General features: G+C 70.4%; 11 protein-coding genes. 9 read left to right on the plus strand and 2 right to left on the minus strand.

Annotation, left to right across the window (positions count from 1 at the left end):
• The first annotated feature begins 56 nt into the window (after positions 1-56).
• The 4 genes from CIK71_RS15770 to CIK71_RS15785 all read left to right on the plus strand — a co-directional run bounded on the left by CIK71_RS15770 (position 57) and on the right by CIK71_RS15785 (position 5,976).
• A complete protein-coding gene (locus tag CIK71_RS15770; protein WP_096166640.1) occupies positions 57-566 on the plus strand; it encodes a DUF456 domain-containing protein in 510 nt (169 codons plus the stop codon).
• Positions 563-2,974, plus strand: a complete 2,412-nt coding sequence (locus CIK71_RS15775; RefSeq protein WP_241964245.1) for an ABC transporter ATP-binding protein — start codon at positions 563-565, stop codon at positions 2,972-2,974. The genes CIK71_RS15770 and CIK71_RS15775 overlap by 4 nt, the downstream gene beginning before the upstream one ends.
• Entirely contained in the window at positions 2,971-4,860 is a 1,890-nt protein-coding gene (locus tag CIK71_RS15780) for an ABC transporter ATP-binding protein (RefSeq protein WP_096166641.1), read from the plus strand. The genes CIK71_RS15775 and CIK71_RS15780 overlap by 4 nt, the downstream gene beginning before the upstream one ends.
• 135 nt (positions 4,861-4,995) lie before the next feature.
• Positions 4,996-5,976, plus strand: a complete 981-nt coding sequence (locus CIK71_RS15785) for a class I SAM-dependent methyltransferase (protein WP_096166642.1) — start codon at positions 4,996-4,998, stop codon at positions 5,974-5,976.
• A 445-nt stretch (positions 5,977-6,421) separates the two neighbouring features.
• Here the strand turns inward: CIK71_RS15785 and CIK71_RS15790 are convergent, their stop codons facing one another.
• Together CIK71_RS15790 and CIK71_RS15795 are read right to left on the minus strand one after the other, a co-directional pair.
• Positions 6,422-7,357: a hypothetical protein gene (locus CIK71_RS15790; RefSeq protein WP_241964246.1), complete on the minus strand. Its 936-nt coding sequence runs from the start codon at positions 7,355-7,357 to the stop codon at positions 6,422-6,424.
• Positions 7,358-7,971: 614 nt separating this feature from the next.
• Positions 7,972-8,673, minus strand: coding sequence for a DUF6318 family protein (locus CIK71_RS15795; RefSeq protein ID WP_176485670.1), 702 nt, complete (start codon positions 8,671-8,673; stop codon positions 7,972-7,974).
• 520 nt (positions 8,674-9,193) lie between these two features.
• On the opposite strand from CIK71_RS15795, the gene CIK71_RS15800 reads away from it, so the two are divergent.
• From CIK71_RS15800 to CIK71_RS15820, 5 genes are all read left to right on the plus strand, one after another.
• Complete coding sequence (locus CIK71_RS15800) at positions 9,194-10,930, plus strand: ABC transporter ATP-binding protein (RefSeq protein ID WP_096166644.1); 1,737 nt, start codon at positions 9,194-9,196, stop codon at positions 10,928-10,930.
• The gene (locus CIK71_RS15805) at positions 10,930-13,110 is read left to right on the plus strand and encodes an ABC transporter ATP-binding protein (RefSeq protein ID WP_096166645.1); all 2,181 of its coding nucleotides are present in this window, start codon (positions 10,930-10,932) and stop codon (positions 13,108-13,110) included. The genes CIK71_RS15800 and CIK71_RS15805 overlap by 1 nt, the downstream gene beginning before the upstream one ends.
• Before the next feature lie 129 nt (positions 13,111-13,239).
• Positions 13,240-14,172 carry an ABC transporter substrate-binding protein gene (locus CIK71_RS15810; RefSeq protein ID WP_096166646.1) on the plus strand — a complete coding sequence of 311 codons (933 nt, stop codon included), beginning with the start codon at positions 13,240-13,242 and terminating at the stop codon, positions 14,170-14,172.
• A complete protein-coding gene (locus CIK71_RS15815; protein ID WP_420807335.1) occupies positions 14,169-15,158 on the plus strand; it encodes an amino acid ABC transporter permease in 990 nt (329 codons plus the stop codon). Before CIK71_RS15810 ends, CIK71_RS15815 begins: the two co-directional genes overlap by 4 nt.
• Complete coding sequence (locus CIK71_RS15820; RefSeq protein ID WP_096166647.1) at positions 15,158-16,045, plus strand: amino acid ABC transporter ATP-binding protein; 888 nt, start codon at positions 15,158-15,160, stop codon at positions 16,043-16,045. The genes CIK71_RS15815 and CIK71_RS15820 overlap by 1 nt, the downstream gene beginning before the upstream one ends.
• Positions 16,046-16,177: the final 132 nt, after the last annotated feature.

The following is a 16,177-nucleotide window of genomic DNA, read 5'->3' on the forward strand; positions in this document are numbered from 1 at the left end:
CCGGCGCCGTCACCGCTTCCGGGCCGCAGTCCCCACCCATCTCCTTCGGAGGACCCGTGGACTCCCTCACCGTCCAGATCATCGTCACCGTCGTGGTCGGTCTGGCGTACATCGTCGGCCTGACCGGGATCGTCGTGCCCGTGCTGCCCGGCACCATCACCATCGCGATCGCGACCCTGATCTGGGCCATCGTGATCGGTGGATGGCCGGCCTGGATCGTCTTCGCGATCGTGCTCGTGCTCAGTGCCATCGGCATGACCACCAGCTACGTGCTCACGGGCAGGAAGCTGCACGCCGCCGAGGTGCCGATGTGGCCGATCTACGTGGGCATCGCCGCCGGCATCGTCGGCTTCTTCGTGATCCCGCTGCTGGGCCTGCCGATCGGCTTCGTGCTCGGCCTGTGCGTGAGCGAGGCCGTGCGGCAGAAGGACATCGCCAAGGGACTCGGCTCCGCCTGGATCGCCGTCAAGGCGCTCGGCGTGGGCATCATGATCGAGTTCTCCCTGGCCATGCTCTCCACGATCGTGTTCGCGGTCGGCGTCGTCGTCCATTTCGTGACTGCATGACCGCCCCCCGCCCCGCCCCCGCGAACAGCTCGGGCCCCGTGAACAGTTCCGCCGGTTCCGCCGGCGCGAACAATCCCGCTGGCGCGAACGGTCCGGCCCCGGCCCCTGCCCCTGCCCCTGATCCTGATCCTGGCCCTGCCGAGCCCGTGACCCCACCGATCCAGAACATCGACCGCGACCATCCCGCGGTCCTCGTCCCGGGCCTGAAGCGCCTGCTCAAGGGCTCCTGGGAACAGCGCGGATGGTTCATCCTGGCCGTGCTCGGAGCGACCGCGTTCGCGCTCCTGCAGATCGCGACCTCCTCGATCATCGGCAGCGTCACCGAGAACGTCGTCGTGCCCTCCTTCGCCGACGGCGGCGACATCGAGCTGGGCCTGGTCGTCGGCGGGGGCCTGGCCATCTTCGGCATCGCCGTAGCCCGCGCCGTGACCGTGATGGCCCGCCGCATCTTCGCGGCCGCCGCCCAGTTCGACCTGTTCCGCCTGTACCGCGAGCGCCTGGCCGCCGTGTACGCGAAGGTGCCGCTTCTGTGGCACCGCCGACAGTCCACCGGCACCCTGCTCAGCTCGGTCTACTCCGACGTCGAGGCGACCTTCTTCGCGATGGCGCCCTTCCCCTTCGCCCTGTCCACCATCGTGATGCTGGTGTACGCGACGGTCGTCGTGGCGCGCATTGACCCGGTGATCCTGCTGGTCATGCTCGCGCTGATCGTGCTGCTGATCGCCCTGAACGTGCTGCTGCAGCGCTTCGCCACCCCGATCGCCGTGCGCTCCCAGCGGCTGCGCGCGGAGGTCGCCGAGATCGCCCACGAGTCCTTCGACGGCGCGAACGTCGTGAAGTCCCTGGGCCGCGAGGACGTCGAGGAGAAGCGTTTCTCCCGGGCGGCCGACGACCTGCGCAGCACCGGCATCCGGTTCGGCTACGTGCGCGGCTGGTTCGACCCCGCGATCGACGCTCTGCCCAACCTCGGCATCCTCGCCGTCGCCGTGCTCGGCGCCTGGCGGATCGGGGAGGGTCATCTGACCACCGGCCAGCTGGTCGAGGTGTCCTACCTGTTCACGCTGATGTCCCTGCCGATCCGCTCCTTCGGCTGGGTGCTCGGCGACCTCTCGCGCACCGTCGTCGGCGGCGGCCGCGTGCAGCAGATCCTCGACGTCACCGAACAGCGCGTCTACGGTCCCGACGCCCTGCCCGAGGGCCCTGGCGTGCTCACCTTCGACGAGGTCTCCTTCGTCTATCGCGACGACCCCGCCCAGGTGATCCTGGGCCGCGGCGCCCGCGCGGAGGACCACCTGCGCACCGCGACCGCCCTGCACGACGTCTCCCTGCGCGCCGACCCCGAGGCCGGGACCCGCGTGCTCGCCGTCGTCGGCGCCACCGGCTCCGGGAAGTCCACGCTCGCCCTGCTCGCCGCGGGCCTGGTGGATCCCAGCACCGGCAGCATCTCCCTCGACGGCGCGGACCTGCGCTCGCTCACGGCCGACGCCCTCACCGCGGACGTCGCCCTCGTGCTCCAGCAGGCCTTCGTCTTCGACGCGAGCGTGCGCGAGAACGTCACCCTCGGCGAGGCCATCGACGAGCGGACCATCCGTTGGGCGCTGCGCGTGGCCCAGGCCGAGGCCTTCGTCGACGCGCTGCCCGACGGGCTCGACACCGAGCTGGGGGAGCGCGGCGGGTCGCTGTCCGGCGGGCAGCGCCAGCGCATCGCGCTCGCCCGGGCCCTGGCCCGCAGGCCCCGCCTGTTGATCCTCGACGACGCCACCAGCGCCTGCGATCCCAGCGTGGAGCTGGCGATCCTCGACGGGATCCGCCGCGAGATGACCTCCTCGACGCTCCTGCTGATCGCCTACCGCAAGTCCACGATCTCGCTCGCGGACCAGGTCGTCTTCCTCGATCACGGCCGGGTCGGTGCCGCCGGCACCCATGAGGAGCTGCGTGGACGCAGCGAGGGCTACCGCGCTCTGGTCGACGCATATGACGAGGCCGCGATCTCCCACAACCTGCTCGAGGCCTCCCGGCCCCAGCCCAGTGACGGCCCGGATCCGGGCATCGCCGTGGACGCCGCGCGCGCCCGCACCGTCACCGCCGCCGTCGAACGCCATGGCGAGGGCAGATACCGGCGTGAGGACGCGACGGCCGACGGGGAGTGCGAGTGCGAGCCGCCGACGGCGACCGGCGGGCTGACCGCCGTCGCACCGGACGCTGCCACTCCGGACGCTGCCGAGCCCGACGCCGTCGCACCGGACGCTCCCGAGCCCGACGCTGCTGAGCCGGACGGCGCCGCGCCGGGCTCTGTCGAATCGGACGCTCCCGCACCGGACGCTCCCGCACCGGACGTTCCCGGCCCGGACGCTCCCACCCCGGGCGCTGCCGTGTCCGCTCCGACCGATGAGGAGGCCGGCCGATGACCGCCGCACCTGCCGCCGACCGCACCGAATCCTCCGCGCTCGGCAGCGAGACCACCACCGACGAATCCGCCCTCCACACCATTCGGCGGGGCCTCGGGCTCACCCCCGAGCTGCTGCGCGGGCTGTGGGTCACGCTGCTGCTGGCCGTGGTCGCCACCGGCGGCAAGGTGGTCGTCCCGATCGCCGTGCAGTCGATCCTGGACCGCGGCATCATCGCCCCGGAGCGGCCCGACGTCGCCTTCGTCGCCGGCGCCGCAGGGCTCGCCGCCATCGTCCTGCTGGGTACCGCGGCCTGCAACGTCCTCATGAACCGTCGGCTGTTCCGTCTGGCCGAGACGTCACTGGCGACGCTGCGCAAGCGCGCCTTCCGCCACATCCACGACCTCTCGCTGCTCACCCAGGGCACCGAGCAGCGCGGAGCGCTCGTCTCCCGCGTGACCAGCGACGTCGACACCGTCAGCCAGTTCATGAGCTTCGGTGGCATCATGCTGGTGGTGATGAGCATGCAGCTCGTCCTCGCCACGGGCGTGATGGCCTTCTACTCGTGGCCGCTCGCCCTCGTGGTGTGGCTCTGCTACATCCCGATCCTGCTGATCATGGGCTCGCTGCAGAAGCGCATCCGAGCCCGCTTCCAGCAGGTCCGTGCGAACGTCGGCAGCATGCTCGGCGCGGTCTCAGAGTCCCTCGTCGGCGCTGCCACCGTGCGCGCCTACGGCGTCGAGGACCGCACCCGCTCCGGGCAGGTCGATCGCGTGCGCGACGTGCGCAACGCGCAGTTCTCCGTGCTGAGGCCGCAGTCCGCGTCGTTCTTTCTCTCGGAGACGGCGGACGGCCTGGCCACCGCGATCGTCGTCGTGGTCGGCATCCTGCTGGGAACGCAGACGCTCGGCGTGAACCTGCCGGGGGCGGACCTCACCGCTGGCGGCGTCATCGCCTTCGTGTTCCTGGTGTCCCTGTTCAGCCAGCCGGTGCGCATGGGCATCGAGATGCTCTCGGAGGCGCAGAACGCGGTGGCCGGCTGGCGGCGCGTGCTCGGCGTGCTCGACACTCCGGCCGACGTCGCCGATCCCGGCGGCGCCATGGATCCCCACACCGGACGGCGCCTGGCCCCCGTGCCCGGCGCGACTCTGCTGCCCGACGGTCTGCTCGACATCCAGATCCGTGACCTGCGCTTCTCCTACCCCACCGGGCCCGAGGTGCTGCACGGCATCAGCGTCGACATCCCCGCCCGCAGCCGCATCGCGATCGTGGGCGAGACCGGCAGCGGCAAGACCACCTTCGCCAAGCTGCTCACCCGCATGATGGATCCCGCGAGCGGCGAGCTGCTCATCGGCGGCATCCCGCTGCACCTCATCCCGTATTCCTCGCTGCGCTCGCGCGTGATCATGGTGCCGCAGGAGGGCTTCCTCTTCGACACCTCCGTCGCAGGCAACCTGCTGTACGGGAAGCCCGACGCGACCCACGACGAGATGCGCCGCGCCCTGGACGAGCTGGGGCTCGGCACCTGGGCCGACGAGCTGCCCGACGGCCTGGACACCCCAGTGGGCCAGCGCGGCGAGTCCCTCAGCGCGGGGGAGCGGCAGCTGGTCGCCCTGGCTCGCGCCTATCTCGCCGACCCCGACGTGATCGTGCTCGACGAGGCCACGAGTGCCGTCGATCCTGCGGCCGACGTGCGCCTCCAGCAGGCCATCGACGGCCTCGCCCGCGGTCGCACCACGATCACCATCGCCCACCGGCTCTCCACCGCCGAGCGCGCCGACCGGATCATGGTGCTCGACCACGGCGACCTCGTCGAGCACGGCACGCACGCCGAACTCGTGGAGCTCGACGGCGGGATCTACGCGGGACTGCACCGCTCCTGGGTGGCCCACCGAGCGTCACGGTGACCGGTGCGGTGCGGTGCGGTGCGGTGCGGTGCGGTGCGGTGAGCGGGAGCGCTGCGGTGAGCGGGAGCGCTGCGTGCCGGGTGCCGTGGTGAGCGGAGTCGATGGCGAGGCGAGCAGGATGGGAAACTCGGGAGCATGAGCTCGCCCGATTCGCTGAACCCTCCCGTTCCTCCGGTCTCCGCACGCGACGAACCGCGCTTCGGGAGCGACGAGCGGAAAGGCGCACTCGCCGCTGCCTTCCAGGACCAGGGCGAGGACTACGACCGGCTCCGCCCCGGCTACCCGCCCGCCGTGCTCGACGCGATCCTCGCCACCCTGCCTGGTGCTGAGCCGCGCTCTGCGCTGCCTCGCCGTGCGATCGACCTCGGCGCCGGCACCGGAAAACTGTCGTGGGCTCTCGCGGAGCGCGGTCTCGACGTCACCGCCGTGGACACGAGCCGGGCCATGCTCGAGACCGCTCTGCGCCGCGCCCCGTCGGGCGGCTCAGCGGACCCCACCGACTCATCCGGCTCACTGGCTTCAGCGGACCTCACGGTCTCCTCCGGCTCACTGGCTTCAGCGGAACCTGCCGACTCATCCGGCTCGGCGGACGCAGCAGGTGCTGCGCTCGCCGCTCCCCGGCTGGCCACGCACGTCGCCTCTGCTGAGGACACCGGCCTGCCGGCTGCATCGGCGGAACTGGTCACGGTCGCCCAGGCCTGGCACTGGTTCGACGCGCAGGCGGCATCGGCCGAGGTCACGCGGCTTCTCACACCGGGCGGCACGCTCGCGCTGGTGTGGAACATGCTCGACGTGACCATCCCCTGGGTGCACCGCCTCTCCCGGATCATGCACGCCGGCGACATCCATCGTGAGGACTTCTCGCCCACGGTCGGCCCCGGCCTCGAGCTCCTCCAGCGCAGCGTGCACCAGTGGGAGGACCCGATGCCCACGCCGGACGTCATCGACCTCGCCCGCACCCGCAGCTACGTGATCACTGCCTCCGAGGAGCGCCGTGCGAAGGTCCTGGCGAATCTCGACTGGTACCTCCACGAGCATCTCGGCCACGCGCCGGGGAGCATCATCGGGATCCCGTACCGCACCGACCTGTTCCTCTACCGGCCCTCCGCTGCCTGACCGCCGATCGCGCCCCGTCGTTCTGACCTGTCCCGTCGTTCGCGCCCCGTCGTTCTGACCTGCCCTGTCGTTCGCGCCCCGTCGTTCTGACCTGCCCTGTCGTTCTGGCCCGCTCACTGCGGCCGGGCGCTCTGACCCCCGCGACTCCCCTCCCGCTGCTTTGCTTCCCGTTACTCATTAGTAGCCGGGGGAAGTAGGCGTTGAGAGCGCTCCATTCCGCCTACTCCCCCGGGGTGCCCGACTCGCTGGGGTGTGTGAAGCACCGGAGCGCCCGACTCGCTGGGGCGCGTGAGGCACCGGCGTGCCCGAGTCGCTGTGGTGCGTGAGGCGCCGGCGTGCCTGACACGCCGGGGCCCCGACCCGCGGGGGGTGCGAGAGGCGCCGGGGTGTCCGACTCGCCGGGGCGCGTGAAGCGTCGGTCGACAGACCCAGGCGGGACGACGTGTCACGGGCGCCATCCTCGGGCCCGGAGCTCTTCGCGGACCAGGTGCACTGCAGCGGCGCAGCCTGCGTGAGCGTCGTCCTTGTAGAGGCGGATCTCGGACCACCGGGCGGCTTTCACCCGCCGCGCACGCCGGATGTCCCGCTTCACCTGTTGATCCTTGTTATGGGCGGCGCCTTCGTATTCGGCGCAGACGCGGTATTGCGGCCACTGGAAGTCCGGGGTGTGGAGCGCGACGCCGTCAGGCCCGATGAGTGGCACGTTGATCAGCGGTTCGGGCAACCCGGCGTCGATGAACGCCAACCGCAGCATGGTCTCCATCGGGGAGTCCGCTCCTCGACGCACATCGGTGAGGGCACGCCGGAGTGACGCGGCGTAGTGACCCGTGCAGGCGTTCGCCAACTGCTCGAGGCTGCACCACGGTTTCCGTCGTCCGTTCTCGAACTGCGGCCGCGGAGCCCGGACGAGATGGTCACCGACCGCCACGAGCTGACCATGGGTCAGGTGGCGCGCGAGATCTCGCCACGTTCGCGATCGAGTGGTCATGCGAAACGAGCAGTGCGGTGGCGGCGCGGTCTCGTGGAAGGACAGGACCTGGGTGAAGACCAGTCGCTGCACGTCCTCCTCAGCCAAGGTGAAGTCGTGCCACCGCACGACGGCGCCATGACTGTTGCGGCCGCCGGGAATCGACAAGTGCACTGGTTTTCGCGAATCCCAGGAACCGAGCTGCGGAGGAAGAGGCATGTTCCACAGCCGAGCGGCGGAAGGACCGACGACGACGGCGGAGCCATCCTGTCGACTGAGGGCGGCGACGATGGCGGCCTCGGAGACCGGTGGGCCCGTGCGTGAAAACAGGCCTCGGCGGATTCGGGAGATGTCCTTCCGCTTGAGGCGATCCTGGGAGACGCCTGCTCGTCGTGCCTCGGCGCTGGTGAACACATGCCAGGGGAGCGCAGCGGGGAGCGGGAGCGGAGGGCGCGACATCACGCCAGGATGGGACTACTCGCGCTCCGACGCCGCGGGCCATCCACAGTCCGCACTGTGGAGGAGAGGTGCGGTGACGGCCCGAGGCTCGGACCGCGACGCTGAGTCCTCGACGTGTGAGTGCTGCGCGACGCTGAGATCCCGACGTGTGAGTGCTGAAGGCCCCGCGCGCTTCGCCCAGCCTCTCGTCCCGCTTCGCCAGCTCCGGCGCGTCATCCCCGCCTGGCCTTCCGCCCTCGCCCTGGCCTTCTGCCCCGCCTCGCCCCGGGCCTTCGTCGTGCCGCGTCGGTAACCCGTCTGAACAGGCGTTGAGAGCAGCCTATTCCGCCTACTTCGACGGGGTGCTCGAGCGTGAGAGGTCGCGAGTGGCCGCGGGCGTGAGCCGGGCGTGAGCCGGGCGATGTCGGCGACCTGCGCGTGCCTCGCGTGCCGTGCCCGTGCTGTCCGGGTCAGCTGGTGTGCCCGGCATCGGCTGCGCCGCCGGTCGTCAGCCTCCCGCGCCGTCCGCCAGCTGCCGCAGCCGCCGGCTGTCAGCCGCCAGCGCCCGTGCCGCCCGCAGCCGCTGGCTGTCAGCCGCCAGCGCCAGCGCCCGCGCCGGCCCCGTCACCCGGGCCGGCCTCGTCGCCCGTGCCGTCGCCCGCGCCGTCGGCGGTCGCGAGGCTCATGTCGGTCACGCGCCACCGGTCGCCGTCCCAGGCGACCTGGGCGACGATCTGTCCGGAGACCTCGTCGATGGGGGTGGCCTCGTAGCGGGGGTCGTCGACGATGATGCTCGCGGCCTGGGTGAAGGTGGCAGTGACCTCGCCGGTGGCCGGCGGCTCGCCCTTGCCCTCGAAGGCGGTGTCGCTGACGTCGAAGCCGCCGTCGACCAGGTAGCCGTCCTGCTCGGCGAGCAGCTCAGCGTTGCCGAGGAACGTCGTGCAGACCTCGCACTTGGGGTCCACGGAGTTCTCCCACACCGAGACATCGCCGCTGGTCATCATGTAGGTGTACGAATCCAGCAGGTAGGTGACCGTGGCCTGTGCGCCCTCGGGGGTCTGCTCCGTGAGGCCGGCGGGTGCCTCAGGCTTCGCGACCTCTGGGCGCGGGGGCTGCTGCGCCGGGTCGACGGTGGGGCGGTCGTCGGTCGGCTGCTCCTGCCCCTGGTCCTGCGCTGTCTCCTGCTCGTCCGCGTCGGGATTCATCAGGGAGGTGATCCCGACGGCGCCGAGCGGCACCACCAGGAGGATGGCGAGCACGGCGATGACGATGCGTTGGACGGGGCGATTCACGCGGACCACGGTAGACGACGCACCTTGGCGCGGGGAACGGAGGGTCGGTCCCGTCACTCGGACAGCCCGGAGGTCCTTGGATCGGGCCTCAAATCGATCGGTCGTCACCCCCGCTGCGCGACCGGCCGTCGCCCCCGCTGCCTGCGTCGCCCGCCCTCCCGCCGCTTCATCCGCACCCGGCTTTCGCCGCCGTGCGGGCTCCCGGCCGCCGGCTGCCAGCACCGTGCAGAGTCCCGGCGCCCGGTTGCCGCCGCGGTGCGAGGTCCCGGCGCCCAGTTGTCGCGGCCGTGCGGAGTCCCGGCACCCGGCCGTCACCGCGGTGCGGGCTCCCGGCCGCCGGCTGCCAGCGCCGTGCGGACTCCCGGCGCCCTGCTGTCGCGGCCGTGCGATGTCTCGGCCGCCGCCCGAATCCGCCATCAGATGAAACGACGGAAGTCTGATGCTGGAGCTGTGCTATGCGGTCTATGCTTCCTCAGGCGCACAGGCACGGCCGGCCGGTGCCCGTACCCGGAGGAGCCCTGTGACCCTGCTGCGACTCGCGCTGAGATCCGTGAAGCCGTACTGGCTCTGGATCCTCCTGGTGGTGGTCTTCCAGACCGTCGGAGTGCTGGCGGCGCTGTACCTGCCCACGCTGAACGCGGACATCATCGACAAGGGCGTCGCGAAGGCGGACGTGCCGGTGATCTGGGATCTGGGCAAGATCATGCTGGTCATCTCCCTGGGCAACATCGTGGCGCTGGTCGCTGCGAACTTCTTCGCCGCGCGCTCGGCGATGCGGGTCGGCAAGGATCTGCGCACCACGGTGTTCTCGAAGGTGTCCTCGTTCTCGCCGCGCGAGCTCAGCGAATTCGGCACTCCGTCTCTGATCACGCGCTCCACGAACGACGTCCAGCAGGTCCAGATGCTGGTGTTCTTCTCCCTGAACATGCTGGTGCAGGCACCGGTGACGGGGATCGGCGGCGTGGTGCTGGCGCTGCGCGTGGAGCCGGGCATGGCCTGGCTGATCGCCGTGATGGTGCCGATCATGCTGGTCGCCGTCGGCATCCTCATCGCTCGGGCGGCACCGCTGTTCAAACAGATGCAGGGGAAGATCGACGACATCAACGGGGTGCTGCGCGAGCAGATCACCGGCATCCGCGTGCTGCGCGCCTTCGTGCGCGAGGATCGCGAGCGTGAGCGCTACGGCGTGGTCAACGACCAGCTCACCGACCTCAACCGTCGCATCGGCCTGCTGATGATCCTCATCAACCCGATCATCATGTTCATCCTCAACGTCTCCAGCGTGATGGTGCTGCTGGTGGCGGCGCCGCGCATCGACTCCGGCCAGATGGAGGTCGGCTCGATCACCGCGTTCATCGCGTACCTCATGCAGATCCTCATCGCGGTCATGATGGCGACGTTCATGACGATGATGATCCCGCGTGCGATGGTCTCCGCCGAGCGCATCTCCGCGGTGCTCGACACCGAGACCAGCGTCGTCCAGCGCACCGACGGCGTCCGCGAGATCGAGGGGCCGATCGAGCTGACCTTCGAGGACGTCTCCTTCACCTATCCCGGGGCGGAGCGCCCGGTGCTCCAGGGGATCTCCTTCTCCGCGCGCGCCGGCCAGACCGTCGCGATCATCGGCGGCACCGGCGCCGGCAAGACGACCCTGATCAACCTCGTGCCGCGCCTGATGGACGCGAGCGAGGGCCGGGTGCTGCTGAACGGTCACGACGTGCGCGACCTCGACGCCCGGGTGCTCTGGGAGCGCGTGGGCCTGGTCCCGCAGCGTCCCTATCTGTTCTCCGGCACCGTCGCGAGCAACCTGCGATTCGGGAATCCGTCGGCCGACGAGCAGGAGCTGTGGCATGCGCTGACGGTCGCGCAGGGCCGCGACTTCGTCGCCTCGATGCCCACCGAGCTCGAGTCGCCGATCGCGCAGGGCGGCACGAACGTCTCCGGCGGTCAGCGCCAGCGGCTGTGCATCGCCCGCGCGCTCGCCGCGACGCCGTCGCTGTACCTGTTCGACGACTCCTTCAGCGCGCTGGACCTCACCACGGACGCCAAGCTGCGGGCGGCGCTCGCGCCGGAGACCCGCGACGCCCTCGTGCTCATCGTCGCCCAGCGCGTCACGACCATCACCAACGCCGATCTGATCCTCGTGCTCGACAACGGGCGCATCGTGGATCAGGGCACCCACTCCGAGCTGCTCGAGACCTCGGAGACGTACCAGGAGATCGTCCGCTCGCAGGGCGTCGAGGAGGAGGTGGCCTGATGACTTCCTCCGAGAAGAAGCAGGAGCCCGCAGGCGACCCGCCCGCAGGGGACGCGCCCGCAGGGGACGCGCCCGCAGGCGACGAGGCGCAGGCGGCCGACGAGATCGCGAGCGAGAAGGACGCCGAGCGCGGCCTGCGGCCCGGTCAGAGCGCCAAGAACTTCTGGCCCTCGACCAAGCGCCTGGTGCGCGAGATCGGCCCCGAGGCCAAGTACCTGGTCCTCGCGGTCCTGATCGGGATGGTCTCGGTCGCGCTCAGCGTCGTCGGCCCCAAGATCCTGGGCCGCGCCACGGACATCATCTTCACCGGCTTGATCTCCAAGAACCTCCCGGCCGGAGCGGATCCGGCAGACGTCATCGAGCAGATGCGCGCCGCCGGCGAGGGGAAGATGGCGGATCTCCTGTCCGGGATGCGCCTGACCCCCGGTGAGGGCATCGACTTCGCCGCCCTGCACCAGACCCTCGCGCTGGCCGTGGCCCTGTTCGTGGGCGCCGCGCTGCTGATGTGGCTGCAGGGGGTGGCCCTGAACCGGATCATCGTGCGCATGGTCTATCGCCTGCGCCGCGATGTGGAGGAGAAGCTGCACCGGCTGCCGCTGGCGTACTTCGACCGGATGAAGCGCGGGGAGATCCTCTCGCGCGTCACCAACGACATCGACAACATCCAGAACACCCTGATGAACACCGTGACGGGTCTGGTGAACTCGATCCTCACGGTGATCGGCGTGCTCGTCATGATGCTCACCATCTCCTGGCAGCTCTCGCTCATCGCGCTCGCCGTGATCCCCGTGGTCGTGCTGCTCACGGCCGTGGTGGGCTCCAAGGCGCAGAAGCTGTTCGCCCAGCAGTGGGACGCCACGGGCGTGATGAACTCCGAGGTGGAGGAGGCCTACACCGGGCACAGCCTGGTGACCGTCTTCGGCCGCCGTGAGCAGATCGCCGAGCGTTTCGAGGAGCGCAACGAGAAGCTGTTCAGGGCCACCTTCGGCGCGCAGTTCGTCTCCTCGCTGATCATGCCGATGATGATGTTCGTGGGGAACCTCAGCTACGTCGTCGTGGCGATCGTGGGCGGCCTGCGGATCGTCTCCGGCCAGCTCACGCTCGGTGACGTGCAGGCGTTCATCCAGTACTCCCGCCAGTTCACCCAGCCGCTCAGCCAGATCGCGTCGATGGCCACCATGCTGCAGTCCGGCGTGGCCAGCGCCGAGCGGGTCTTCGAGCTGCTGGACGCCGGGGAGCAGGAGCCCGAGACCACGGTGGACACCGCCGCTGCGGGTATCCGCGAGGGGCGCGTCGAGTTCGAGCACGTGCGCTTCTCCTACACCCCGGAGCGCGAGCTGATCCGTGACCTGTCGCTGGTGGCCGATCCGGGCCACACGGTCGCGATCGTGGGGCCGACGGGCGCCGGCAAGACCACCCTGGTGAACCTCGTGATGCGGTTCTACGAGGTCGACGGCGGCCGGATCACGGTCGACGGGATCGACATCCGCGACCTCACCCGCGCCCAGTTGCGCCAGCGCACCGGCATGGTCCTCCAGGACACCTGGCTGTTCAAGGGGACCCTCCGGGAGAACATCCGCTACGGGCGCCTGGACGCGTCCGACGAGGAGGTCCTCGAGGCCGCCCGCGCCACCCACGTCGACGACTTCGCCCGGCAGCTGCCCGACGGCTACGACACGATCGTGGACGACGACGAGTCCTCGCTCTCGGCCGGCGAGAAGCAGCTGATGACCATCGCGCGCGCTTTCCTCGCCAAGCCCAGCCTGCTGATCCTCGACGAGGCCACCTCGAGCGTGGACACCCGCACCGAGGTGCTGGTGCAGAACGCGATGAACCGCCTGCGCGAGGGGCGCACCTCCTTCGTGATCGCCCACCGTCTCTCCACGATCCGCGACGCGGACCTGATTCTCGTCATGGAGGACGGCGACATCGTCGAGCAGGGCGACCATGACGAGCTGATCGCGCAGGACGGCGCGTACGCACGGCTGTACCGCTCGCAGTTCGAGGGTGCCGCCGTGGACCTCGACGCCCAGGAGGAGGTCGCCGCGCTCGGCGAGGAGCCCACCGCGCAGGACGACGTGCTCGCGGCGCAGGACGGTGTGGTCGCCGCCCAGGACGGCGGGCTTCGCGCGCCCGACGGCGAGACCCCGACCACCACCGGGCCGATGAGGCTCGGGTGACGTCGCAGGAGGGCGGTGGCCGTGCGCGGCGCCCCGTGCACGGCACGCGCGAGACCTGCGCCGACGCCGCCTCGGTGAACCACGCGACATCGGTTTGTTTTCATGCATGGCCATGAATACTATTCACGCGTGACTTCACCTCGTCCCCGGCGGCGCACCCTGTTGCGCGCGTTGCCGCTCGCCCTCGGCGGTGCCGCGCTGACGCCTGCGCTCGCCGCGTGCACCGACGCGTCCGTCCGTCTGGACGCCGACTCCAACGCCATCCCCGTCGTCGACTTCGACGCCATCCAGGAGCAGTCCGACATCGCCGCCCTGGTTCCGGAGGAGATCCGCGAGCGCGGCGAGCTGGTCAACGGCGCTGCCCTGAACTACGCCCCCGGGGAGTTCCTGGGCTCCGACGGGGTGGCCGTCGGCTATGACATCGACATCCTGGCTGCGGTCGGCAAGGTGCTGGGGCTGACCACCCGCACCGAATCCGCGGTGTTCGCGCAGATCATCCCGTCGATCGGCGCGAAGTACGACGTCGGGATCTCGAGCTTCACCATCAACCCCGAGCGCCTCGAGCAGGTCTCGATGGTCTCCTACTTCGCCGCCGGGATGTCCTACGCGGTGAAGACCGGGAACCCCTATGGGATCACCCCGCCGGACCTCTGCGGCACCCGCGTGGCCCACCAGGTGGGCACCTACATGGACGACGTCGTCGTCGAGCGCGACCAGGAGTGCCGGGACGCCGGCGGCCAGGGCATCGTCGACCAGCCCTATGTGGGTAACGCCGACGCCGCGACTGCGGTGGCCGGCGGCAAGGCCGACGTGCTGATCGGCGACTCGCCCGTCGTCGCCTACGCCGTGGACCGTTCGCGCGGCACCCTCGAGGAGGTCGGGGACATCGAGGACGCGGCCCTGAACGGCCTCGTCGTCGCCAAGGACCAGCCGGAGCTGGCCGAGGCGATCCGCGCGGCGGTGCAGCACCTGATCGACTCCGGCGCCCTCCGCGAGATCCTCGCGGCGTGGGGCAACGAGAACGGCATGATCGAGACCTCGGAAGTGGACCCGCAGCAGTGAGCACACAGACCCCCGCCCCCGTGCCGGCCGCCGCCGGTCGTCGTGCCGAGGATCCGATCCCGCACCGGATCCGGGCCAAGGCCAGCCCGCGTCCCGGCACCTGGATCAGCGCTGTGGTGGTCGTGCTGGTCGTCCTCGGACTGATCAACTTCCTCATCACGAACCCGGTGTTCGACTGGGCGACCGTGGCGACCTACATCCTGGACGTCAAGGTGGTCCAGGGCGTCGGCTGGACGCTGCTGATCACCGTGCTGTCGATGGTGCTCGGCACGGTCGTCGCCCTCACCGCCGCGATCATGCGGCGCAGCGAGAACCCGGTGCTGCGCGGCGTCTCCTGGGCGTACATCTTCGTCTTCCGCGGCACCCCGGTGTACACCCAGCTGGTGTTCTGGGGCCTGTTCACGGTGATCGTCCCGAAGATCGCGCTCGGGATCCCGTTCGGCCCCGAATGGTTCTCCTTCTCCACCCGTGACTACTTCCCGGCGTTCTGGGCGGCCGTGGTGGGTCTGGGCCTGAACGAGGGCGCCTACCTCGCCGAGATCTTCCGTTCGGGCCTGAACTCCGTGGACAAGGGCCAGACCGAGGCCTCCAAGGCCCTCGGCATGAGCAACGGCAAGATCCTGCGGCGGATCATCATCCCGCAGGCCATGCGCGTGATCGTGCCGCCGCTGGGCAACGAGACCATCGGCATGCTGAAGACCACGTCGCTGGTGCTCGCGGTGCCCTTCACCCTCGACCTGACCTTCGCCACCAACGCGATCGCGAACAAGCTCTACGCCCCGATCCCGCTGCTCATCGTCGCCGCGATCTGGTATCTCGCGATCACCAGCGTGCTGATGGTGGGCCAGTACTTCCTGGAGCGGTATTTCGGCCGCGGCTTCGACGACCGTCCCGGCGGCGTCGGCCCTGCCAAGCGCTCCCGCCAGTCGGCCGTGAACCGCGCCGGCACGACCCCCAAGGACTCGCTCCCGGAGGTGGAGCTCTGATGACTCACGCCGCCACTCCTGCGCCCACCCCCGATTCTGCGCCCACCCCAGACCCTGCAGCCGTCCCCGGTGCTGCGCCCGTCCCTGATCCCGGATCCGACGCTGCAGCCGGTGCCGCGGCGCCCCTCATCGAGCTCGAGGGCGTGCACAAGGCCTTCGGCGACCTGCACGTGCTCAAGAACTGCGACCTCTCCGTCGCCGCCGGTGAGGTCACCGTGCTGATCGGTCCCTCCGGCTCCGGCAAGTCCACGCTGCTGCGCTGCATCAACCAGCTCGAGGAGCCGACGGCCGGGCGGGTGCGCATCGCCGGGGTCACCCAGGGATACGCCGAGAAGCCTCTGGCCGACGGCCGCTGGCAGAAGCTCCCCAGCACCCAGATCGCCCACCAGCGCTCGCGCATCGGCATGGTGTTCCAGCGCTTCCACCTGTTCCCGCACATGACGGCGCTACAGAACATCATGGAGGCGCCGATCCAGGTGCTCGGACGCTCCGCCGCGGAGGCCGAGAAGTCCGCTCTGTCCCTGCTGGAGCGCGTGGGCCTCGCCGACCGGGCCGACCACTACCCCTCGGAGCTCTCCGGCGGCCAGCAGCAGCGCGTCGCGATCGCCCGCGCCCTGGCCATGGACCCCGAGCTGATGCTCTTCGACGAGCCCACTTCGGCGCTGGACCCGGAGCTCGTCGCCGAGGTCCTCGCCGTGCTCAAGGAGCTCGCCGAGGGCGGTATGACCATGATCGTGGTGACCCACGAGATGGGCTTCGCCCGCGAGGTCGCGGACCAGGTCGTGTTCATGGACGACGGCATGATCCTCGAGCAGGGGACTCCCGACCAGCTCATCGAGCAGCCGCGGTCCGAGCGTCTCAAGGGCTTCCTCGCCTCGGTGCTCTGAGCCGTATTGCTCAGAGCGCCGGCGCTCTGGGCCCCGGTGCTCTGGGTCGTTTCGGTCGGGCAGGTTTGGTCGGGGCCGACGGGGCCGACGGGGCCGACGGGGCTGCCTGCGCCTCCAGGACCGACGGGGCCG

The sequence above is a fragment of the Brachybacterium alimentarium genome (assembly GCF_002332425.1).
Classification (GTDB): Bacteria; Actinomycetota; Actinomycetes; order Actinomycetales; family Dermabacteraceae; genus Brachybacterium; species Brachybacterium alimentarium.